21 protein-coding genes and 1 pseudogene are annotated in these 20,607 nt (G+C 70.4%); 9 read left to right on the top strand and 13 right to left on the bottom strand.

What is annotated here, in order from left to right; all coding sequences use genetic code 11:
- The first annotated feature begins 52 nt into the window (after positions 1-52).
- Genes ACWEKR_RS00410 through ACWEKR_RS00400 form a run of 3 tightly spaced genes read left to right on the top strand, consistent with a single transcriptional unit; the run spans position 53 to position 2,728 of the window.
- Positions 53-841: a hypothetical protein gene (locus tag ACWEKR_RS00410; RefSeq protein WP_452352634.1), complete on the top strand. Its 789-nt coding sequence runs from the start codon at positions 53-55 to the stop codon at positions 839-841.
- Positions 838-2,226, top strand: coding sequence for an alpha/beta-hydrolase family protein (locus ACWEKR_RS00405; RefSeq protein ID WP_452352633.1), 1,389 nt, complete (start codon positions 838-840; stop codon positions 2,224-2,226). The genes ACWEKR_RS00410 and ACWEKR_RS00405 overlap by 4 nt, the downstream gene beginning before the upstream one ends.
- A gap of 55 nt (positions 2,227-2,281) precedes the next feature.
- Positions 2,282-2,728, top strand: coding sequence for an SRPBCC family protein (locus ACWEKR_RS00400; protein WP_452352632.1), 447 nt, complete (start codon positions 2,282-2,284; stop codon positions 2,726-2,728).
- Positions 2,729-2,753: 25 nt separating this feature from the next.
- Here the strand turns inward: ACWEKR_RS00400 and ACWEKR_RS00395 are convergent, their stop codons facing one another.
- A complete protein-coding gene (locus ACWEKR_RS00395; RefSeq protein WP_452352631.1) occupies positions 2,754-3,341 on the bottom strand; it encodes a TetR/AcrR family transcriptional regulator in 588 nt (195 codons plus the stop codon).
- Between the two features lie 109 nt (positions 3,342-3,450).
- Between ACWEKR_RS00395 and ACWEKR_RS00390 the strand changes: the two genes are divergently transcribed.
- Positions 3,451-4,374 carry an SDR family NAD(P)-dependent oxidoreductase gene (locus ACWEKR_RS00390; RefSeq protein WP_452352630.1) on the top strand — a complete coding sequence of 308 codons (924 nt, stop codon included), beginning with the start codon at positions 3,451-3,453 and terminating at the stop codon, positions 4,372-4,374.
- Between the two features lie 48 nt (positions 4,375-4,422).
- On the opposite strand, the gene gatA is transcribed toward ACWEKR_RS00390, so the two are convergent.
- Together gatA and gatC are read right to left on the bottom strand one after the other, a co-directional pair.
- Positions 4,423-5,949: an Asp-tRNA(Asn)/Glu-tRNA(Gln) amidotransferase subunit GatA gene (gene gatA / locus ACWEKR_RS00385; RefSeq protein WP_452352629.1), complete on the bottom strand. Its 1,527-nt coding sequence runs from the start codon at positions 5,947-5,949 to the stop codon at positions 4,423-4,425.
- A complete protein-coding gene (gene gatC / locus ACWEKR_RS00380; RefSeq protein WP_063019684.1) occupies positions 5,946-6,245 on the bottom strand; it encodes an Asp-tRNA(Asn)/Glu-tRNA(Gln) amidotransferase subunit GatC in 300 nt (99 codons plus the stop codon). The genes gatA and gatC overlap by 4 nt, the downstream gene beginning before the upstream one ends.
- Before the next feature lie 317 nt (positions 6,246-6,562).
- Between gatC and ACWEKR_RS00375 the strand changes: the two are divergent.
- A pseudogene (locus tag ACWEKR_RS00375) lies at positions 6,563-7,213 on the top strand (amino acid-binding protein).
- 198 nt (positions 7,214-7,411) lie between these two features.
- On the opposite strand, the gene ACWEKR_RS00370 reads toward ACWEKR_RS00375, so the two are convergent.
- The 3 genes from ACWEKR_RS00370 to ACWEKR_RS00360 all read right to left on the bottom strand — a co-directional run bounded on the left by ACWEKR_RS00370 (position 7,412) and on the right by ACWEKR_RS00360 (position 9,920).
- Positions 7,412-7,945, bottom strand: a complete 534-nt coding sequence (locus ACWEKR_RS00370; RefSeq protein ID WP_452352628.1) for a GNAT family N-acetyltransferase — start codon at positions 7,943-7,945, stop codon at positions 7,412-7,414.
- A gap of 386 nt (positions 7,946-8,331) precedes the next feature.
- Entirely contained in the window at positions 8,332-8,655 is a 324-nt protein-coding gene (locus tag ACWEKR_RS00365; protein ID WP_195086209.1) for a hypothetical protein, read from the bottom strand.
- Positions 8,656-8,675: 20 nt separating this feature from the next.
- Positions 8,676-9,920 (bottom strand): AAA family ATPase, encoded by a 1,245-nt coding sequence (locus ACWEKR_RS00360; RefSeq protein WP_452352627.1) that lies wholly within the window; start codon positions 9,918-9,920, stop codon positions 8,676-8,678.
- Positions 9,921-10,145: 225 nt separating this feature from the next.
- On the opposite strand from ACWEKR_RS00360, the gene ACWEKR_RS00355 reads away from it, so the two are divergent.
- The gene (locus ACWEKR_RS00355) at positions 10,146-10,694 is read left to right on the top strand and encodes a Uma2 family endonuclease (RefSeq protein WP_195086213.1); all 549 of its coding nucleotides are present in this window, start codon (positions 10,146-10,148) and stop codon (positions 10,692-10,694) included.
- 110 nt (positions 10,695-10,804) lie between these two features.
- A complete protein-coding gene (locus ACWEKR_RS00350) occupies positions 10,805-11,158 on the top strand; it encodes a hypothetical protein (protein ID WP_452352626.1) in 354 nt (117 codons plus the stop codon).
- Here the strand turns inward: ACWEKR_RS00350 and ACWEKR_RS00345 are convergent.
- The 7 genes from ACWEKR_RS00345 to ACWEKR_RS00315 all read right to left on the bottom strand — a co-directional run bounded on the left by ACWEKR_RS00345 (position 11,145) and on the right by ACWEKR_RS00315 (position 19,242).
- Positions 11,145-12,191 (bottom strand): S-adenosylmethionine:tRNA ribosyltransferase-isomerase, encoded by a 1,047-nt coding sequence (locus tag ACWEKR_RS00345; RefSeq protein WP_452352625.1) that lies wholly within the window; start codon positions 12,189-12,191, stop codon positions 11,145-11,147. The two genes, ACWEKR_RS00350 and ACWEKR_RS00345, sit on opposite strands and share 14 nt — an antisense overlap.
- On the bottom strand, positions 12,188-12,883 hold the full coding sequence (locus tag ACWEKR_RS00340; RefSeq protein ID WP_452352624.1) for an SDR family NAD(P)-dependent oxidoreductase: 696 nt from the start codon (positions 12,881-12,883) through the stop codon (positions 12,188-12,190). Before ACWEKR_RS00340 ends, ACWEKR_RS00345 begins: the two co-directional genes overlap by 4 nt.
- Before the next feature lie 66 nt (positions 12,884-12,949).
- Positions 12,950-15,064 (bottom strand): NAD-dependent DNA ligase LigA, encoded by a 2,115-nt coding sequence (gene ligA / locus ACWEKR_RS00335; protein WP_452352623.1) that lies wholly within the window; start codon positions 15,062-15,064, stop codon positions 12,950-12,952.
- A gap of 118 nt (positions 15,065-15,182) precedes the next feature.
- Positions 15,183-15,539: a hypothetical protein gene (locus ACWEKR_RS00330; protein WP_452352622.1), complete on the bottom strand. Its 357-nt coding sequence runs from the start codon at positions 15,537-15,539 to the stop codon at positions 15,183-15,185.
- 134 nt (positions 15,540-15,673) lie between these two features.
- Positions 15,674-16,708: a methionine synthase gene (locus tag ACWEKR_RS00325; protein ID WP_452353061.1), complete on the bottom strand. Its 1,035-nt coding sequence runs from the start codon at positions 16,706-16,708 to the stop codon at positions 15,674-15,676.
- A gap of 189 nt (positions 16,709-16,897) precedes the next feature.
- Positions 16,898-18,013 carry a tRNA 2-thiouridine(34) synthase MnmA gene (gene mnmA, locus ACWEKR_RS00320; RefSeq protein ID WP_452352621.1) on the bottom strand — a complete coding sequence of 372 codons (1,116 nt, stop codon included), beginning with the start codon at positions 18,011-18,013 and terminating at the stop codon, positions 16,898-16,900.
- Positions 18,013-19,242 carry a cysteine desulfurase family protein gene (locus ACWEKR_RS00315; protein ID WP_452352620.1) on the bottom strand — a complete coding sequence of 410 codons (1,230 nt, stop codon included), beginning with the start codon at positions 19,240-19,242 and terminating at the stop codon, positions 18,013-18,015. The genes mnmA and ACWEKR_RS00315 overlap by 1 nt, the downstream gene beginning before the upstream one ends.
- Before the next feature lie 248 nt (positions 19,243-19,490).
- On the opposite strand from ACWEKR_RS00315, the gene ACWEKR_RS00310 reads away from it, so the two are divergent.
- Positions 19,491-19,844: a hypothetical protein gene (locus tag ACWEKR_RS00310; protein WP_452352619.1), complete on the top strand. Its 354-nt coding sequence runs from the start codon at positions 19,491-19,493 to the stop codon at positions 19,842-19,844.
- A gap of 359 nt (positions 19,845-20,203) precedes the next feature.
- A complete protein-coding gene (locus ACWEKR_RS00305) occupies positions 20,204-20,524 on the top strand; it encodes a hypothetical protein (RefSeq protein WP_452352618.1) in 321 nt (106 codons plus the stop codon).
- Positions 20,525-20,607: the final 83 nt, after the last annotated feature.

The raw sequence follows: 20,607 nt of genomic DNA, 5'->3' as shown, positions 1-20,607 counted from the left end.
ACGTCCCCGGGCGTGAGGCGGCCGCCGGAAGCGACTCCCTAACGTCGTCGCCATGAGCACACCGACCAGCGCCGGGCGCGAGACCCGGTACGCCTCGGCCGCAGGAGCCCGAACCCGTTCCGCAGCAACCACTTCCGCCACCGCGCCGACGCGGCGCTATGCGGCGCTCACCGCGGCCGCGCTGACCACCATGGCGGCGACGGCGTTCCTGGCCCCCGCCCAGCAGGCCGCCGCGGCGGCCGCGCCGGTCGAGAGCGCGCAGGCGAGCGCCGCGATCGCCGAACTGGCCGCGGGCGCGCCCGACGCGCTCACCGCGATCCCGGCGGACTTCGTCGCGTCGTTCGGCTACCGGCCGAGCACGGTGGACGGGGTGCTGGTCAATCCGCGCGGGGATTGCTCGTCCCCCGTGACGCTGCCCGTCGAGTTCGATACCGCCTGTAAGGCCCACGACCTCGGCTACGACCTGCTGCGCTACGCCGACCAGCGCGGCGAGCCGCTGGGCCCGTGGGCGCGGCAGGCCCTCGACGCGACGCTGGACCGGCAGATGCACCAAGCCTGTGCCGCCCGCGTGGACTCCTTCTCCCGCGCGCGCTGCGACGCGATGGCCTCGATCGCGAACACCGCCGTCGACTTGAACTCGCGGCGGCAGGACTACGGCGCGCCGGTGGTGGAGCCCTTGCTCGACCCGGCGGACACCGGTCCCGCGACGAGCGGTGTGCTGCTCGGCGTGCTCGGCTCCGGAATCGCCGGGCTGATCGCGGCCCTCGTCGTGCGCAACCGCCGCCGTGACCCCGCGCCGGTGGCCGACCTGTCGTACCACGACGCGGCGGTACGACCATGACCTCGCTCGTCACGAAGTTCTTGGTTCGGCGCTTGCGGGTCGTCGCGATACGCCGGGTCGCGCCGCCGCGGATCGGCACGACGCTCGGCATCGGCATCGGGGTGCTGGCCTCCCTCGCGCCCGGACTGCTCCCTCGCACGCCGAGCGCGCAAGCCGTGCTGACCGGGCTCCTCGCGGCGCTCACCCTCGGGATGGCCGGGGTGCTGGGAGTCGTCCTGCGGCGCTGGGGTTTCGACGTCAACCAGCGGCAGGGGTGGTTGCGGCTGCCATTGCTCATCGCGACGTCGGTCCTGGTGGTGGGTGCGGCGGCGAACGCGGGACACTGGCAGAACCGGCTGCGCGCCGCGATGGGCACGCCGCACATCGACACCGGCTACTGGCTGCGGTGCGGGCTCGGCGCGGCGTTGCTCATCGGACTGTTCGTCGGTGCCACCCGCTCGATCACCTGGGCGTTGCGGAGGCTGGGCTGGGCGCGGGGTGTCTCGCTGGCCGCGGTCGTGGCGGTTCTGCTGTATCTCGTGGGGCTGCCGGCGATGGTCGGATGGCGAGAGTCGGTGTACGCGAGCGCGAACGCGGAGGTGGATCCCGCGGTGGTCCAGCCGGTGTCGCACCGCGGGTCGGGCAGCGCCGAGTCCGCGGTGAGCTGGGCCTCGCTCGGCTCCGAGGGACGCAAGTTCGTCGGCGGCGCACCGGGGCGGGCGGTGCGGGTCTACATCGGGGTGGCCTCGGCGCCGGACCTGGACAGCCGCGTCGCGCTGGCGATCCGCGAGCTGGAACGGTCGGGCGGCTTCACGCGCTCGCACCTGGTCGTCACGGTGCCCACCGGATCGGGCTGGATCGACGCGAACGCCGTGGCGGGTTTCGATCGGCGGTTCGATGGTGACGTGGCACTGGTCGGGTTGCAGTACTCCTACCTCCCGAGCTGGGCGACGTTCGTCTTCGGCCGGGACGCGGCGGTGACGGCCGCGCGCAGTCTGTTCACCGCCGTCGAGCGCCACATCGCGGGGCTGGCGCACAAGCCGAAGCTGTACCTCTACGGGCAGAGTCTGGGCGCCCTGGGCGGCAACGCCGTCTTCGCCGACGACGCCGAGCAGGACAGCCGGACCTGCGCGGTCCTCTGGGCGGGACCTCCGGCCGACCACGTGCATCGCGGCGGTGCGACGGTGCTGGCCAACAGCTCCGATCCGGTGGTCCACTGGTCGCTGTCCCAGCTGTGGCGCGCGCCCGACCTGGCAGGCGCCCGCGTCGACGCTCCGGTTCCGCAGTGGCTTCCGGTGATCAGCTTCGCGCAGACCACCGCCGACCTGCTCGCCGCGTTGCACGCCCCACCGGGCCACGGCCACCGTTACGGCACCGATCAGGGCACGGCCATGGGGTCCTGCTGAGCCGTTCGGCGCGGCGCCCGCACCCCATGGGCGTAGAACATGTTCTAATTCCTGCATGGCCTTCGTCATCGACCTCGCCGCCGACATCGACGCCCCCGCCGAGCTGGTGTGGCAGGTGATCACCGACTTCCCGCGCTACGGCGAGTGGAATCCCTTCGTCACGGAGTGCCGCAGTTCGCTGGTTCCCGGCGAGCCGATCGACATGCTCGTCCGAGTCTCCGGGTCGAGCCCTCGCAAGCAGCGGGAATGGATTCGCTCGCACACTCCGGGCCGTGAGCTCAGCTACTCGATGAAACCGGTGCCCCTGGGCGCGCTGCACAGTCTGCGGTCGCACACGGTGACGCCGCTCTCGGACGACCGCACCCGCTACGAGTCGCACTTCGAGCTCGGCGGATGGCTGCATCCCGTGGTCGTCGCACTGCTCGGCAAGAATCTGCGGCGCGGCTTCGAAGGCATGACCGATGGCATCAAGGGACAGGCCGAGAAGCTGGGAGCTTCCTGAGCCGAGCGGGGCGGCGTCGGTCGGCTCATGCCCGCAGATAGGCCAGCGCGGCATCGAGCGCGGCGTCGGCGTACGCCTCCGTGAGCCCGCCGAGCCCCAGTGACCACCGCATCTGCATCGGGCCGAGCAGCAGATCGATGGCGAGTTCGAGGTCCAGTCCGGCGCGCAGTTCACCGGCGGCGACAGCGGCCGCCAGCCGGTCGGCGACTGCCGCACGCTGGGGCAGCAGCAGCCGCTCGCGATACGCGACGGCCAGTTCCGCGTCTTGCTGGATCTCGATGTACATCGCCCGCAGGAAGGACTCGAAGCCAGGGTCGGTGAGCGCTCCCACCGAACCGCGCAGCAGTAGGCGCAGGTCGGCCGCGATGTCGCCGGTGTCGGGCAGTGCGGGGCCCGCCGGACCGGAATCGGATTCGAGCATGGCGTCGAAGACGACCGCGCCCTTCGACGGCCACCAGCGGTAGATCGTCTGCTTGCCCACACCCGCACGGGCCGCGATGGCCTCGACGCTCAATTTCGCGTAGGACACCTCGCGGATCAGCTCGGCTGTCGCGGCGAGGATCGCCGCACGGGCACGCTCGCTGCGGCGCGCGGCGGTCGGAGTATCGGCCATGGCCACACCTTAGCATAAAACGAGACGAAACGTCTCGTCTTGACAGGACGATCGCCGCTTGGCATGGTTTCGAACGAGACAGAGCGTCTCGCGACGAAAGGATCTCTTCTTGACCAGAACATGGTTCATCACCGGCGCCGGTCGCGGACTCGGCCGGGCGTTCACGACGGCCGCGCTCGCGCAGGGCGACCGTGTCGTCGCGACCGCCCGCGACCCGAAGTCCCTGACCGACCTCACCGACGACCGCCTCACCGTGCTTCCCTTGGACGTACGCGACCGCGAGAACGTGATCGCCACCGTGGACAAGGCGTTCGCCGCGGTGGGAGCCATCGACGTGATCGTGAACAACGCCGGCTACGGCCTGGTGGGCGCCGTCGAAGAACTGACCGAAGCGCAGATCCGCGACCAGATGGACACGAATTTCTATGGGGCGCTCTGGGTTTCGCAAGCGGCCACGCCGCATCTGCGGGCCCAGGGCTCCGGGCACATCGTGCAGATCTCCACGGTCGGCGCCGTGGGAAGCCTTCCGCTGTTCGGCCTCTACAACGCGAGCAAATGGGCCCTGGAAGGATTCAGCGCCTCGCTCGCCGACGAGTTGCGCCCCTTCGGCATCCGGGTCACGCTCGCGCAACTGGGCGGCTTCGATACCGACTGGGCCAAGTCGAGCATGCGGTTCGCCACCGGCATCCCCGCCTACGCCGAGTTGCGCAGCGGCATCCTCGGCATGCCGGACTATCCGGCCGCGGACCGGGACGCCGCGAACGCTTCCGCCGACTCGACCGACGCCCAGTCGCCGAGCGAAGCCGCCGGGCCCGCAGCCGAATCCGCGCCGGACGCTACGTCCGGCACCGACACCGAATGGGTCGAAGCGTCACCGGAAGTCGGCGCCGCAGGTCTGATCGCACTGGTGAACATGCCGAACCCGCCGCTGCGCAAGATCATCGGGCCCGGCGCGCACCAGATGGTCGCGCTCGCCTTGGACCAGCGCCGTCGCGACTACGCCGACGACCCGGAATTCACCTGGCCCGCGTGACCATCTCGCGGAGCCGCCCGTTTCGCGAACGAGCGGCTCCGCCGAATGTCAGGCGATGGGGCCGCGAGCGGCTTCGTAGGCCGCGCCCACCTTGTAGAGGCGGTCGTCGGCGAGAGCGGGGGCCATGATCTGGAGGCCGACGGGCATGCCGTCGTCCTTGCTCAGACCCGAGGGCACCGACATGGCCGGGTGACCCGCCAGGTTGGTCGGCAGGGTGCACAGGTCCGAGAGGTACATGGCCAGCGGATCGTCGACCTTCTCGCCCAGCTTCCACGGCGTGAACGGGCTTGTCGGCGAGACGAGCACGTCGACCTGCTCATAGGCCTTGTCGAAGTCGCGGGCGATGAGCGTGCGCACCTTCAGCGCCTGGCCGTAGTAGGCGTCGTAGTAGCCCGCCGACAGCGCGTAGGTGCCGATCATGATGCGACGCTTGACCTCCGGGCCGAACCCGGCCGCACGCGTGGCCGCCATGACCTGTTCGGCGCTGTGCCGCCCGTCGTCGGCGACGCGCAGGCCGTAACGCATGGCATCGAACCGCGCGAGGTTCGACGACACCTCCGACGGCATCACCAAGTAGTAGGACGAGAGCGCGTATTCGAAGTGCGGGCAGGACACTTCGACCACCTCGGCGCCGAGGTCCTTCAGCACCGCCACGGCGGCGTCGAAGGAGGCGAGCACGCCGGGCTGGTAGCTGTCGGAGTGCAACTCCTTCACCACGCCGATCTTGACGCCGCGCAGGTCACCCTGCGCCCCGGTGCGCGCGGCGGCCACCACCGGCGGCACCGGTACGTCGCGCGAGGTGGAGTCGCGCGGGTCGTACCCCGCGATCACCTCGTGCAGCAGTGCGGTGTCCAGCACCGTCCGTCCACACGGACCGCCCTGGTCCAGCGATGACGCGCAGGCGACCAGGCCGAAGCGCGACACCGTGCCGTAGGTCGGTTTGGTGCCGACGGTCGCGGTGACGGCCGCGGGCTGGCGGATCGACCCGCCGGTGTCGGTGCCGATGGCCAGCGGCGCCTGATTCGAGGCCAGCGCCGCCGCGGAACCGCCGCCCGACCCGCCCGGGACGCGGGTGGTGTCCCACGGGTTGCGCGTGGGGCCGTAGGCGGAGTTCTCGGTGGAGGAGCCCATGGCGAACTCGTCCATATTGGTCTTGCCGAGGATCGGGATGCCCGCCGCGCGCAGCCGCGCGGTGACCGTCGCGTCGTACGGCGACACCCAGCCCTCGAGGATCTTCGACGCGCAGGTGGTCGGCATGTCCGTGGTGGTGAACACATCCTTGAGCGCCAAGGGAACTCCCGCCAGCGGCGAGGCGGGCGCGGCGCCCGAGCCGAGCGCCGCGTCCACCGCGGCCGCGGCCTGAAGCGCCTGTTCCCCCGCGACGTGCAGGAAGGCGTGGTACTCGCCGTCGACCTCGGCGATCCGGTCCAGGTGCGCCTGGGTGACCTCCACCGACGACAGCTCGCGGCCGTGGATCTTGTCGGCCAGCTCGGCCGCCGACAGCCCGGTCAGATCGCGCCCGCCCGTCGCCCGGCCATCACCCCCCGTCGAATCGCGATGCGATGCTGCGTTCATTCGCCCTCTCCCAGGATCTGCGGCACCATGAACCGCTGTTCTTCCACCGCGGGCGCGCCGGACAGCGCCTCGCGCGGGGTCAGGCCCGGCACCACCTCATCGGGCCGGGTCACATTGGTCGCCGGGTTCGGCGACGCGGTGGCCGGGACGTCGGCGGCGGCGACCTCGGAGATGGTCCGCACGTGGCTCAAGATCGAATCGAGTTGTCCGGCGAACTGATCCAGTTCCGCATCGGACAGCGCGAGCCGGGACAGCCGGGCGAGGTGTGCGACCTCGTCGCGGGAGATGGCGGGCACCGCGGGACCCCTTTCGGCTTCGTTATCAACAGTGCTCAACCCACACAGCCTAGCCACCGGCGACCAGGTCGCCGTGCGGCACCCGCGCTTCTCCGGCGCGGCGGCGCGAGCGTCGGCCGACAAGCCCCCCGGCAACCCCCTCCGGCCCGCGACACGTCCGCTCGCACCAGCCCGACACGCCGCCTTCGCGCGAATTCACCGAGTGGCATGCGTCACTGGACTGCCTTCGACTCGATAACCGGCCGTAAGGGGTGTAAGTATTGCGTCACCCGGGTATTCGTTCTCCAGCCTCGGCCGCCCTAAGAAAGGAAACGCACGTGTCGTATCTGCTCCGCGTGCAACTTCCGGATCGACCGGGAAGCCTCGGCGCTCTCGCTCTCGCACTCGGCTCCGTCGGCGCCGACATCCTCTCCCTGGATGTGGTCGAGCGCGGCGCAGGTTACGCCGTCGACGATCTGGTCGTCGAGGTGCCCTCCGGCGCGCTCCCCGACACCCTCATCACCGCGGCGGAATCTATCGGCGACGTGCACGTGGACTCGATCCGCCCGTATTCCGGCGTGCTCGACACCCATCGCGAGCTCGAGCTCATCGACTAGGTGGCCGGCGCCCGCGACGACCGGATGCAGGTGCTGGTGGACGGCGTGCCGCGGGTGCTTCGGGTGGGCTGGAGCACGATCATCGACATCGGTCCGCACGGGGCCTACCGCGTGGTCGGCAGCCCGAGCGCGCCGCAGACGCAGGCGGGCTCGGCGCCGTGGATGCCGCTGGAGAAGCCCAGCGTGCTCGATCCCGAAGGGGATTGGGTGCCGGAGATCTGGCGGGACATGGACACCAAGCTGGCCGCCGCTCCGCTGGGCAACACCGGCAAGGTGCTGCTGCTCGGCAGGCCCGGCGGACCCGACTTCCGGCCCTCCGAGGTGGCCCGGCTGGGTTACCTCGCGGGGATCGTCGCTACCGTCCTCGGCTGATCCGCAGGCGGCCTGGTTCTTTCGCGCCGTCGGTGCATTCGTCTCTGCGCTTTCCCGTGTTGTATCCCCCGCACGGTGACGCCACCCCGATCGACGCCGGGAGGATGTCCAGCTCGCAAGGTCGCAGGCTCGACTCATGCGCTCGTTGCCCGGCACATCCGAGCGGTTCCGGGCAGGCGGCGCGTCTGCGAAGGAAACCTAGACCGGCTCGGCCGCAGGGTCGAGCGGTAGCCGGAGCACATGCAGCAATTCCCCGGCGCTGGTCCGCCAGTTGCGGCTCGGCACAGGGCGGAAGCCGAAGCGGTCGTAGATCCGGCGGGCGTCGACCATCGCGGGCATGGTGGTAAGTGCGACCGCAGCGCATCCTTCCGCGCGGGCGCGCTCGATCACGGTACGCACCAACGCCGTTCCCGCGCCGAGACCGCGTGCGGTCTTCGCGACGGCGAGCATGCGGAACTCCAGTTCACCCGGCAGCGCGATCTCCGCGTACGGATTGCCCGCCGGCGCGACCGTGAGTGAGCCGACGATCCGGTCCGCGTGCGTGGCGACCAGGATCCCGGCCGCGGCGGCGCGGCGGGCGGTGTCGGCCAGCTCGCCCGCGTACCAACTGCCCGCCTCCACGTAGCCCTCGCCGACGTAGACCTCCACGGTCAGCTCACCGACCGCGGCGTACTCGTCCGGCCGCGCCGCCCGAACGACGACACCCGCGTCCCGCACATCCATACCCGGCATGATGCCATCGGGCATAACGTGGGCTACGGCACGTCCGTGCTCCTGCGGAGTAGCACACCGCGGCCGCCGCACAGCTCTCCGGCTAGAGATTCCCAGCACGGATGGCGGCGACCTCGTTCCCGCGCTCCCGGACGAAGGGCGCCCAGCCTGCCGCACCTCTCCATACCTGGCACCATCGGCCTCGCCTGCGCCGCGGCACATCCCACTTTGCGCGGGCTCGCTGCTCGAGGACCATGCGGCGGCGTTGCGCGGCCCGGGACCGACGTCCTCGACGGCGAGAACAGTCCACCGTCCGAAGGCGACCGGGAGCTCCGGGCTCAGTGCGATCGCCCTGCGTTCGGGCACACGCCCTTCGAGGTGGCCTCCCCCGAGCGGCGGACGCCCGCTCAGCCGGGACGGGAGATCTGCCAGCGGTCCGGCTTGCCCGCCGGATAGACGACGGTGAGCAGATCACCGGTCTGTGGCCAGGAACTGGTGTCCCAGACGAAGCGGCCGTACACCACCTTGCCCGAGACCGAGGGACCGCTCAGATTTCCGGTGATGGTCACGTACTGCTCTCCAGGAGCGTCGGGGCGCGGGCTCACGCCGGTGACGTACAGCGTCCCCTCCTCCGGACTCGCCGGCGCATAGCCCCGCCTGCCACGGATGGCGAACACGATCAGCGACACCAGCACCGCGGTCAGGGTTACCAGCGCGACGAACTCCAGCATGCTCCCATGCTAGGTGCGCGTCACAACGGCGCGAGCTCGCTGGTGCCCTGCGCGGTGCGCCGGATGTGCCAGACCGACGTACGGGTGCGTTGCGAACGCCCGTTGCCCCGATCGATCAGCAGCCGGTTGTTCGTCGTGAAGATCAATTGGGCGCCCCGGACATTGGTCTCCGGATTCTGGAACAGCTGGATCAGCCGATCGGTCTCCTCGGCGGGCAGGCACGCGCCGATGTCGTCGACGGCGAGTACCCGGCCCGCGTCCAGCGCGTCGAGCATGGCGGGCAGCACCCGCAGCAACGACAGCGTGGCGGAGGCTTCGTCGCCGATCTCGAACGGAGCGTCGATGCCGTCGTGCACCAAGTTCAGGCCGACGCCGCGCCGGGCCACCATCCGCGCGTACAGGGCGTCGCGTGCGGCCCGCAGGTTGGTCAGCTCGCGCTCGAGCAGCACGGGGGTGAGGCCGGTCTCCCGCAGAACGTCGTCGGCATAGCCGGGCGAGGTGGCGCACAGGTCGATCCGCTTGCCGAGGCCGGCGATGTCGGCGTCCAGTTCACGCAGGTAATCGGCGTACATCGGGTCGTGCTCGGCGACGAGCAGGTCGGTGATGCCCAGCTCGGCCGTGCGCAGCAGCAGCAACAGCCGCGCCGCGTTGTCCGCCGAGCGGGAGATGTGGCTGCCCAGCCGGTGGGCGATGGCGTCGGGTTCGGCAGGTCCGCGCTGCACTTCGAGCATGGACTCGAACCAGCGGTAGGCGGGCACGAGCGCCTCGGAGTACATCTGCCCGGCGAGGCTGAGCAACAGGGCGTTCGGGCGCACCAGCGGAGCCAGCGCGGTGATCCCGTAACGCGCAGCCTCGAACATCGGGCCGATCTTGATCTGTTCCCCGGTGCGCTCGAACACGATTCGTTTGCGCGAGCGCGGGTGGGTGTGCAGCCACTCCGCCGTCACGTCGGCGTTGTCCAGGCGGAAGCCGTAGGTGTAGGGCACGCCCTCGGCGACGAACGCCGCCACGAATTGCGAAGGCCGCTCCGGGAATCCGAGGTGCGGCGCACGCACCGGACCCGCGTACGGGTCCCACCCGGTCACCGAATGCAATACCGCGTCGCGCATCTGCCCGAGCGCATCGATCAGATTCGTCTTGCCCGCCGCGGCGCCGCCGTGCACGGCGGTCACCGGCACGGCCACCGGCCCGCTCCCCTTGGTGAGCCGCAACTCCTGCTCGTCGGCCAGCGATCTGTGGTTGGTCACCTGAAAACTGCGCAGCATGCCGCCATACTTCCGTCCGCGCCGTGCTGCGGCGACATCAGCCCGGTGGCGTCCGCGATCCGCGCCGGGTGCTCGCCTCGATCCGGGTCCACGCGCACCGAGCTCGCACACCGGATCGCCGCGCCATCGGATATCTCCGCCTCCGGGCCCTGATCACGACCGCTACCTGGTCGAACAGGTCTGTGACCGATAGATAGACAGTCGGCGACACGGTACCCTGAGCGCATGACCGAGGCTTCGATCGCCTACCGCTGGACGCGCAGCGAGTTCCTGCGCGCGTGGGAGGCGGGCGCGTTCGACCATCGCGTCGAACTCGTCGAGGGGGAGGTATGGCCGGTGGTAATCGGGTCGTGGCACGGCCGAGCGGTGTTCCGTATCGCACGGCAACTTCCGACCAAGGGCGTCGAGGTGACCAGCGAGACGCTACCCACTGCCCAATCTCTGCCCGACCCTGATTGCTGGGTACTGCGTGCAGACGCGGATCAGGTCGATTCGCTCGGCCCGAAGATCGCGGTCTGGGACCCCTCCGATGTGCTCCTGGTCATCGAAATCTCCGACGAGACGGTTATGCAAGACCTCGGCATCAAGGCGAAACTGTATGGCCGTGCGGGATATTCGACGTACTGGGTCGTCACGAGAACGGTCGTCTACGAACACACTGAACCGACGTCTACCGGGTACCGGACCCGCAAGGAGTACCGGCCCGGCGACGAGATTCCCGTCCACTATGCGGGCGTCACCATCCCTGTCGACGACCTGTTGTACCCCGAGTAGCCCGGTAGACGTCACCGGGACAGCAGGCGCGATAGCGGGTTAGCATGCCTGCACGCTGCGGTTTCGCCGTGGCGTACTGCCGAAGTTGTTCGATGGGATGAGGGTTGATGATGGGATCGACGGTTCGTCGTCTGGTGGTTCGAAGCTCCGTCGTCGCCGCGCTCGCGCTGGGCTCGCTGGTCGTGGCGCCGGAAGCGGTGGCGGACGCGCCGTGCCCGGAGGGCTCCGCGCGCGTGTTCCTGGCCGACAGCACGAATACCTGCCAGGGTGGGGGGACGGCCAGCTACGACCCGCCCGGCGTGGTGTCGAAGGTGTGCTCCACGTCTACCGCCGACGTGACCGCCGAAGCGACGTTCAAGAATCGCCGCGGCAAGATCATCACCCAGAAGCTCGACCTGAGCGACGGCCGCTGCGGCCGATTCGACATCGCCGGGCAGCTGGGCGCCACGGTCACGGTGAGCTGAGCCGGCTACCGCCGAACAGCAGGGCGCTGTCGCCGAACTCGTGCCACAGATAGCCGGTGTCCACGGCAGCGGCATAGGCGGCGGCGACGGTGTCCTCCCCCGCCACCGCGACCAAAAGATCCAGGTGGGACGCGCCAGGAGCGTGCCAACCTGTGATAAGGCCGTCCACCACACGAGCCGGTCGTTCCGCTCCGAGCACCAGGGCGGTCCACCCGTGCGCGGCGTGGACCAGGCCCGACGGATCGGCGGCGGTCTCCAGCGCCCGCGTCACCGTCGTGCCGACCGCGACGACGCGTCCGCCCGCGGCTTTCGTGGCGTTCACCAGCCGCGCCGTCGAGGCGGGGACGACGAATCGCTCCGGGCTCGGCGGCTCCCCCGCCTCGGGTGAGGAGACGCCGGTGTGCAGCGTGATCGGCGCGAGAGCGACGCCCGCGGCGATCAGATCCAGCACCAGCCGCTCGGTGAAGGGCCGTGCCGCACTGGGCATCTCCGCACTGCCCGGTATCCGGCCGAAGACGGTCGTGTAGTACGAGGACGACCATCGCTGCGGCACATAGGAGTACGTGATCGGACGGCCGTGCGCGGACAGGAGTCGCGGTACGTCGGTCGCGACGTCGGCGCTCCACAGGCGCCGACCGCCGGGGAGCCAGGGCGCGTGCAGAGTCGCCGCGGCATCCGGCAATCCCAGCACGGTTCCGGACGCGAGCCGCTCGGCCGGATAGGGCGTGCGCTGCGCCGTCCGGACTTCCACCACCCAGCGACCGTCGTCCAGCCGAGTCGAGAAGTGCAGCACGACCGGCTCACCGTGCAGCGCGGCGTCGACCGCGGACGACATGGTCGCCGAGTTGTTCACCACCAGGAGGTCACCGGGGCGCAGCCGGTCCGGCAGCTCGCGGAACAGCGAGTGGGTGAGGTCCGGATCGGCGACCAGCAGGCGGACGTCGTCGCGCGCGATACCCCGCACCTCGGGTGGGGCGGCGGCATCTCGTTCCGGGGACAGATAGAACAACGGCAGGGTGGTGCGCACCGTCACGACGCCCGCCCGGCGACGAAATCCGCTGCGGCGTAACGCCCGCTCCTGGGTTTCTCGGCGAGCAGCCGCAGCAGCGCGGGCACCACCGTCTCCGGCGCGGGCCGATCGGAGATGTCGGCGCCGGGAAACGCCGCCTGATGCATCTCGGTGCGCATGTCCCCGGGATCGAAGGCGTAGATCGACAGGTTCGGATGCTCCGCGGCGAGGATCGCCGTGAGCTGGTCGAGCGCCGCTTTCGACGATCCGTATCCGCCCCATTCGGCATACGGCTCCGACGCGGCGTCGGAACTGATGTTCACCACGACGCCGCCGGAGCGCAGCAGCGGCAGCGTGAACTGCAGAACCGCCAAGGGCGCTACGACATTGGTGCGCAGTACGCGCTCCAATTCGTCCAGCGGATAATCGGCGAGGCGAGGCAGCGGACTCGGCCCGAGGCGGCTGGCGTTGTTCACCACGAGATCGAGTTCGCCCGCCCCTCGTGCGACCTCCGCAAGCCGCGCACGATCCGCCGGATCGGTGACGTCACCCGGGACCGGGACGAACGCGGAGCCCGATGCGGCGGCCACGCGCGTCAACCGGTCGGCGCGACGCGCGGTCCCCAGTACCCGCCACCCCTGTTCGATCAGCGCCCGCGCGAGCGCCGCGCCTAATCCGGCCGACGCTCCGGTGATCAGTGCGGTAGGACGAGACATGATGACCTCCTGGTAGTCGCCTACCAGACGATCCTCATACCTCAACGTATCTTCAGGTCAAGCCGCTCACTCCTCGGCGTCGGCGTCCTCCGCGGCCGTCTCCGGCGCGACCGCATCGGGGCCGCCCGCCAGCAGTCGCTGGAAACCCTCCTCGTCCAGGATCGGCACGCCTAGTTCCTCCGCCTTCGCGGCCTTGGAGCCGGGCGCGTCACCGATTACCACGAACGCGGTCTTCTTCGAGACCGAGCTCGCGGCCTTCCCACCGCGCCTCAGGATCGCCTCCTTGGCGCCGTCGCGGGTGAAGCCCTGCAGCGAACCGGTCACCACGATGGACAAGCCTTCCAAGTTGCGCTCGATGGACTCGTCGCGTTCGTCCTCCATCCGCACGCCCGCGGCCCGCCACTTCGCCACCACGGCGCGATGCCAGTCCACGGTGAACCACTCCGCCACGGCGGCCGCGATGGTCGGGCCGACGCCGTCGGCGGCGGCCAATTCCTCTCCCGACGCCGCCTCGATGCGGTCCAAGCTGCCGAATTCGGCGGCGAGCGCGCGCGCCGCGGTCGGGCCGACGTGCCGGATGGACAGGCCGACCAGCACACGCCACAGCGGCCGGTCCTTGGCCACGGCCAGGTTCTCCAGCAGCCGCTTGCCGTTGGCGGAAAGGCTGCCGTTCTTGTTGGCGTAGAGCGAGGTGGTGAGCAGCGTCGCCTCGTCCAGGTCGAACAGGTCGCCCTCGTCGGTGATAGCGCCGGACTTCAGCAGATCGATCGCGCCTTCATAACCGAGGGCCTCGATGTCGAAGGCGCCGCGCCCGGCCACGTGGTAGACGCGCTCGCGCAACTGAGCGGGGCAGAACTGCTGGTTGGGGCAGCGGATATCGGCGTCGCCCTCCTTCTCCGGGCGCAGTTCGGTGCCGCACTCCGGGCAGTGCGTCGGCATGACGAATTCCCGCGCGTCTTCGGGACGCGCATCCACCACGGGCCCCAGCACCTCGGGAATCACGTCGCCCGCCTTGCGGATGGTGACCGTGTCACCGATCAGCACGCCCTTGCGCTTGACCTCGGCGGCGTTGTGCAGGGTGGCCATCGCGACCGTGGAACCCGCGACGGACACCGGCTCCATCACCGCGAACGGCGTCACCCGGCCGGTGCGGCCGACGTTCACCTGGATGTTCAGCAGCTTGGTCGTCGCCTCCTCGGGGGGGTACTTGTAGGCGATCGCCCAGCGCGGCGCACGCGAGGTGGAGCCGAGGCGGCGTTGCAGCGCGGTCTCGTCGACCTTGATGACCTGGCCGTCGATCTCGTGCTCGATATCGTGCCGGTGCTCGCCCCAGTAGGCGACCCGCTCGATCACCGCGTCGATGCCCTGCACCCGCCTGCTGTGCTCGGACACCGGCAGACCCCACGCGGCAAGCGCGCGGTACGCCTCGTACTGCGAGGTCGGCGTGTAGCCCTCGATGCGGCCGAAGCCGTGGCAGATCATGCGCAACCTGCGCCGCGCGGTGACCGACGGATCCTTCTGACGCAGCGAACCGGCCGCCGTGTTGCGCGGATTGGCATAGGGGGGCTTGCCCTGGGCCACGATGGCGGCGTTGAGCGTCTCGAAGTCCTCCAGCCGGAAGTACACCTCGCCGCGGACCTCCAGCAGCTGCGGGATGGGAAACTCGTCGCTGGGGGTCAGCTCGCCGGGGATGTCGTCGATGGTGCGCGCGTTGAGCGTCACGTCCTCGCCGGTGCGTCCGTCGCCTCGGGTCGCCCCGCGCACCAGCCGCCCGTTCTGGTAGACGAGGTTCAACGCGACGCCGTCGATCTTCGCCTCACACAGGTAGTGCAGGTCCGGCCCGGTCTCCGCCTCCACCCGGGCGGCCCAGGCGCGTAACTCGTCGATGTCGAACACGTTGTCCAGCGACAACATTCGCTCGAGGTGGTCGACAGCGGTGAAATCGGTCGCGAAACCGCCACCGACGAGCTGGGTCGGCGAATCCGGCGTACGCAGGTCCGGATGTTCGTCCTCCATGGCCTGCAATCGCCGCAACAGCGCGTCGAACTCGCCGTCGGAGATGATCGGCGCGTCCCGGACGTAGTAGCGGAACTGGTGCTCGCGCACCTCGTCCGCGAGTCGCTGCCACTCCACCCGCTGCTCTGCCGTCGCCGGGGCCGCCGCGCTGTCGCTGTCACTCACCCATCGCACATTAGCGGAGGCCACCGACAGCGCCTCCCCATGTTCGCGCACGTCGCCGCACCCGCGGGCATGGATTCCGGCCGGTCCGTTTTCTGGTCGGAGCGGGCACTCGCGGGCGTCATCCCGGCGAGCAGACCTGACCCGACGGTCCGGACACAAAAATGACGAAACAGAACCCACTCATGATGGCCAGGATTCCGACGCCGCTCGACGTGAGTCGAAACCGGCTGATCCGATGGCGATGAGCCCACAGATCGGCGAGCACAGCGAATCCGACGACCAGCATGGTGCCGGCGCCCGCGATCTGAAAGCCCTGCGCCGCCCTGAACGCCGCATCGCGTGCAGCGCTGTCGCAGTAGTCCATGAGCCCTTGGGTGAACAAGACATATCCACCCAGGTAGATGGCCGGGCCGAGCAGGACCGAGCCGACGGTATAGATCATCGCGAGTACGACCGGACGTTCCAGAGGTTGCACCATGCGCACCGTAGTTCACTCCCAACGCCGGTGATCCCACGAGCTGGAGTTCCCCGACTCCCCACGACCGAGTTGATTCCCGTCATGAAGGTGGTCGGGCGGGGGATTCGCGTTCCCGGTCGCGACCGAAAACGTCAGGAGAACGAAAGCTCCTCCGGCTCTTCGGCATACGCGCGCGCGACGTCCACGGCCAGCCGCAACGCACGCCTGCTCCACTCCAGCGGCACGCCCGCCAGACCACATGCCGGGCTGACCGCCACCCGTTGCGCCAGCGTCCGGCGGCCGAAGCCGAGCCGGTCGATCAGCCGGACGCCGGGCTCGGCGATGTCGCGCCAGGTCACAGGCGTCGCGGGCGGCTCGGTCGGGACGACACCGAGCACCAGCTGCTTGCCCGCTTCCAGGGTCTCGCCGACCTCGTCGAGCTGCCTGGTGCCGATCGTGCTCAGATCGAATCCGATCACATCGGCGGCGCTGCGGCGCAGCAGGCCGAGCGCGGGCGGCTCGGCGCAGCTGTGCACCAGCACCGGCGCGGACTGGGTGGCGAGCACCGTGTCCAGCACGGCCAGCGCTTCCGGCTCGGGGAGGGCGCGCACGGTGTTCAGCACGCTCACCCCGCGCAGCGAGCCGTCCAGCACCGCGGACAGCGACGGTTCGTCCACCTGCAGGACGACCCGCGCGCCGAGCCGCTTACGCACCTCCGCCACGTGCTGCGCCAGCCCCTCGGCCAGGGATTCCGCGAGGTCGCGCACCGCGCCGGGATCGGTGAGCACCCGATGCCCCCCGGGCAACTCGACCTGCGCGGCCAACGTCAGCGGGCCCGCCGACTGCACCTTCACCGGATGGTTGCGACCGGACAGACCGGCGTTCTCCCACGCTTCCTCGAGCGCGTCCAGATCGGTTCGCAGCAGGTCGTGCGCCCGGCGCGAGACCGCGCCCGGACGGGGCGCGAGCCGGTAGCCCCTGGGTGTGGTGTCGAAGCGCAGGTCGACGAGCAGCGCGGAAGCCCGGCCGATCAGGTCCGCGCCCGCACCGCGAGCGGGCAGTTCCACCAGGTGCGGCAGCTCGCCGAGTTCACCGACGATGGTCGCGGCGGCCTCGCGCGGGTCGGTGCCCGGCCAGGAGCCGACGCCGGTGGCGATCCCGCCCGGCACGCGCACCGCCTCGGTCACCGTGTCCGTCCCACCCTCTCGAGCCGCGTCGTCCGCGCCGGTCTCGTACACCGCTGCCGTACCTCCGTCCGTTCGATTCCGCCATTACGGATCCGTCGTCCTCGACGGCTACACAAGGTCTTCGGGCCGCACGCCGCACCGGCGTGCGAGGAGCAGGACGGCACCTGGATGGCCGCGCCGCGCGCCGGATCAGCGCGCCGACTCGGCCCCCGCCTCACTCGCGACGGGCTCGCGCAGGGTCCCGGAGATGGTCCCGCTGCCGATCACCTCGTCGCCTTCGGGATCCGGCCGGTAGAGCACCACGGCCTGGCCGCGCGCCACGCCGGTCAGCGGCTCACGCAGCCGCACGACCAGTCCGTCGCCCGCCGTCTCGGCCACCGCGGGCGCGGTGCCGCCGTGCGCGCGCACCTGCGCCACGCACTCGATCGGTCCGCTCGGCGCGGACCCCGACGTCCAGATCGCGCGCTCCGCCTCGATCGTCCAGACCCGCAGGTCATCGGCCGAACCGACGTGGACCGTGCCGGAATCGGGGTCGATGCCGGTGACGTATCGCGGCTTGCCGTCGGCGGCGGGACCCGGCAACCCCAGTCCCTTGCGCTGGCCGATGGTGAACCCGTGCACGCCCTCGTGCCGCGCGAGCACCTGACCGTCGGCGTCGACGACCGCGCCGGGCCGGATACCGATCTTCGCGCCGAGGAAGGCGCGAGTGTCGCCGGAGGGGATGAAGCAGATGTCGTGGCTGTCCGGTTTGTTCGCGACGGCGAGGCCGCGCTCGGCCGCCTCGGCGCGGATCTGCGGCTTGGGGGTGTCGCCCACCGGGAACATCGCGCGCGAAAGCTGCTGCGCGGTCAGCACCGCCAGCACGTAGGACTGGTCCTTGTCGGCGTCGACGGCGCGGCGCAGCACGCCGTCCTCGAGCCGCGCGTAGTGCCCGGTGACCACGGCGTCGAAGCCGAGCGCCACCGCGCGGTCGGCCAGCGCGGAGAACTTGATCTTCTCGTTGCAGCGCAGGCACGGATTCGGCGTCTCGCCCGCCGCGTAGGCGGCGACGAAGTCGTCGATGACGTCTTCGGTGAAGCGGTCGGCGAAATCCCAGACATAGAAAGGAATACCCAGCACGTCGGCGGCGCGCCGGGCGTCACCGGCGTCCTCCTTCGAGCAGCAGCCGCGCGACCCGGTGCGCAGCGTGCCCGGTGTCGCCGACAGCGCCAGATGCACGCCGACCACCTCGTGACCGGCGTCGACGGCACGCGCCGCCGCCACGGCCGAATCCACACCACCGCTCATCGCGGCGAGTACCCGCATCAGACACCTCCTCTCGCACCGGCCAGGCCCGCGGCCTTGGCCCGCTCCACCACTTGGGGCAATACTTCCAGCAGCGCGTCCACGTCGGCCCGCGTCGAGGTGTGGCCCAACGAGAAGCGCAGCGATCCGCGCGCCTGCCGCGGCTCCACTCCCATGGCGATCAAGACGTGACTCGGTGTGGCGACGCCCGCGGTGCACGCCGAACCGGTCGAGCATTCGATCCCCGCCGCGTCCAGCAGCATCAGCAGCGAATCCCCCTCGCACCCGGGGAAGGTGACGTGCACGTTGCCCGGCAGACGCCGCTCGCCGGGCGGGCCGTTGAGCACCGCGTCGGGCGCCACCGCGCGGATCCCGGCGATCAACGCCTCGCGCAACGCGACCAGGTCGACGGTCCGGTCGGGAAGTTCGCTCGCCGTCTGGCGCAGCGCCGCGGCCAGGCCGAGGGCGGCCGCCGTGTCGGAGGTGCCGGACCGCAGGTCCCGCTCGTGGCCGCCGCCGTGCAGCAGCGGCACGCATGGCACCTGCCTGCCGAGCAGCAGCACTCCGACACCGTGCGGGCCGCCGACCTTGTGCCCGGCGAAACTGGCCGCGGACAACCCGCTCGCGCCGAAGTGGATGGGAAGCTGCGCCGCCGCCTGGACCGCGTCGCTATGCATCGGAACGCCGAATTCGGCTGCCACGGCCGCCAATTCGGCGATCGGCTGGATGGCGCCCACCTCGTTGTTCGCCCACATGACGGTGACCAGCGCGACATCGTCGGGCTGGTCGGCCAGCGCGGCGCGCAGCACGCCGGCGGAGACCACGCCCTCTGCATCCACCGGCAGCCAGGTGACCTGCGCGCCCTCGTGCCGCTCCAGCCACTCCACCGCGTCGATCACGGCGTGATGCTCGATCGAACTGGCGATGATCCGGTTCCGGCGCGGATCGGCGTCGCGGCGCGCCCAGAAGATGCCCTTGACCGCCAGGTTGTCGCTCTCGGTGCCGCCGGAGGTGAAGACGACCTCCGAGGGCCGGGCGCCGAGGTCGGCGGCGATCGACTCGCGCGCTTCCTCCAGTCGGCGCCGGGCGGCGCGCCCCGATCCGTGCAGGGACGACGCGTTGCCCGTGGTGCGCAGGGCAGCCGTCATCGCCTCGATGGCTGCGGGCAGCATCGGTGTGGTGGCCGCGTGATCGAGGTAGACCGTCTGGGGCGCAGCACCGTTGACCGGACCCGAAAAAGCCGACTTCATGACCAGTTAAGGATAGCTGTCACCGTCTGGCGGTTATTCCCCCCTGCTCACGCGCCCGCGGGGGGTGCGCTTCCGGGCCGAACGCACCAGCAGGCGACCGAATCTCAGGGTAATCACCTATTGAATGTGCCGCTGAATAGCGGTACGTTGTTCAGCGTATTGATCGCTGTCCCGCTCGCTCCCGAACGGGTTCCCGGCGGAGCGCCGAGCGATCGACTACGGACGAATCGATCAGTGAGGAAGTTCCGATGGACCCACGCACCCATGGACGTACGCGACGTGTCCTGGCACGCGCCGCCGCGGCGTCCGTACTCGCCCTGATGCCGGTCGCCGCCGTCGCGGTGCCCGCGCTCGCCGACCCGATCGTGCTCGAGACCCCCGACCAGGTCGACGCGGCGCACGGCCGCCACGGTCACGGCCACGGTCACGGCCACGGCCACGGCGGTCACCGTCACGACGGCTGGAACAACGGGCGGCACCGCGACTGGGACCGGGGTCGCCACGACGACTGGTTCCGCGGTCGCGACCGCCACGACGACTGGGACCACGGCAGGCCGGGTTGGCACCACGGTTTCCGGCCGCCCACGGGCAGCGGTTTCTGAGTTTCCCCTTACCGGGGCGGGCCGACATCGGCTCGCCCCGGAATCGTGCGCGGCCCCTTTCCGCCCGATGCCGGTGCTCACGATGTGATTTGGACACGGCGCTCCGGACTGCGTGTGCGGTGCGGGTTGGCGGTTCCGGCGATGGGATGGGCGGACTTCGCGGCCACAGGAGGGGATGCGGTTCCGTTCCTGGTTCCCGTCGACTGTCCGGGGCAGATTTCAGGGTTTTCACCTATGGGATGCACCGCTATGTAGCGGTACGTTTCGCACGAGTCGATCGCAGTCCCTGCACCGCGCGGGCCGAGGCCGGTGTGCCGAGCGATCGACCAGCGGACGAATTCTAGGAGAGGAAGTTCCCGATGGACCCACGCCCGCAGGGACGTACGCGACGTGCGCTGGCACGCGCCGCGGCCGCGTCCGTACTCGCTGTGATGCCGGTCGCCGCCGTCGCCGTGCCCGCGCTCGCCGACCCGATCGTGCTCGAGCCCGCCGATCTCCATGACCACGCCCGTTTCCATGACCACGCCCGTTTCCATGACCACGCCCGTTTCCATGACCACACCTGGGATCCCGACTGCGACGACGACTGGTTCCGCGGTCGTGACCGCCACGACGACTGGGACCGAGGCAGGCCCGGCTTGCACCACGGTTTCCGGCCGCCCACCGGCAGCGGCTTCTGAGTTTCCTTTCGGGTCTGGTTCAGCGGTGACTGAGATAGGCAGTCGGTAAGCGCGGCGCGCTCCACGGTTGCCGACACCGGTCC

The organism is Nocardia sp. NPDC004573 (assembly GCF_053602135.1).
Note: the sequence above shows the minus strand (reverse complement) of the source record. Positions and strands in the feature narration are given on the sequence as shown.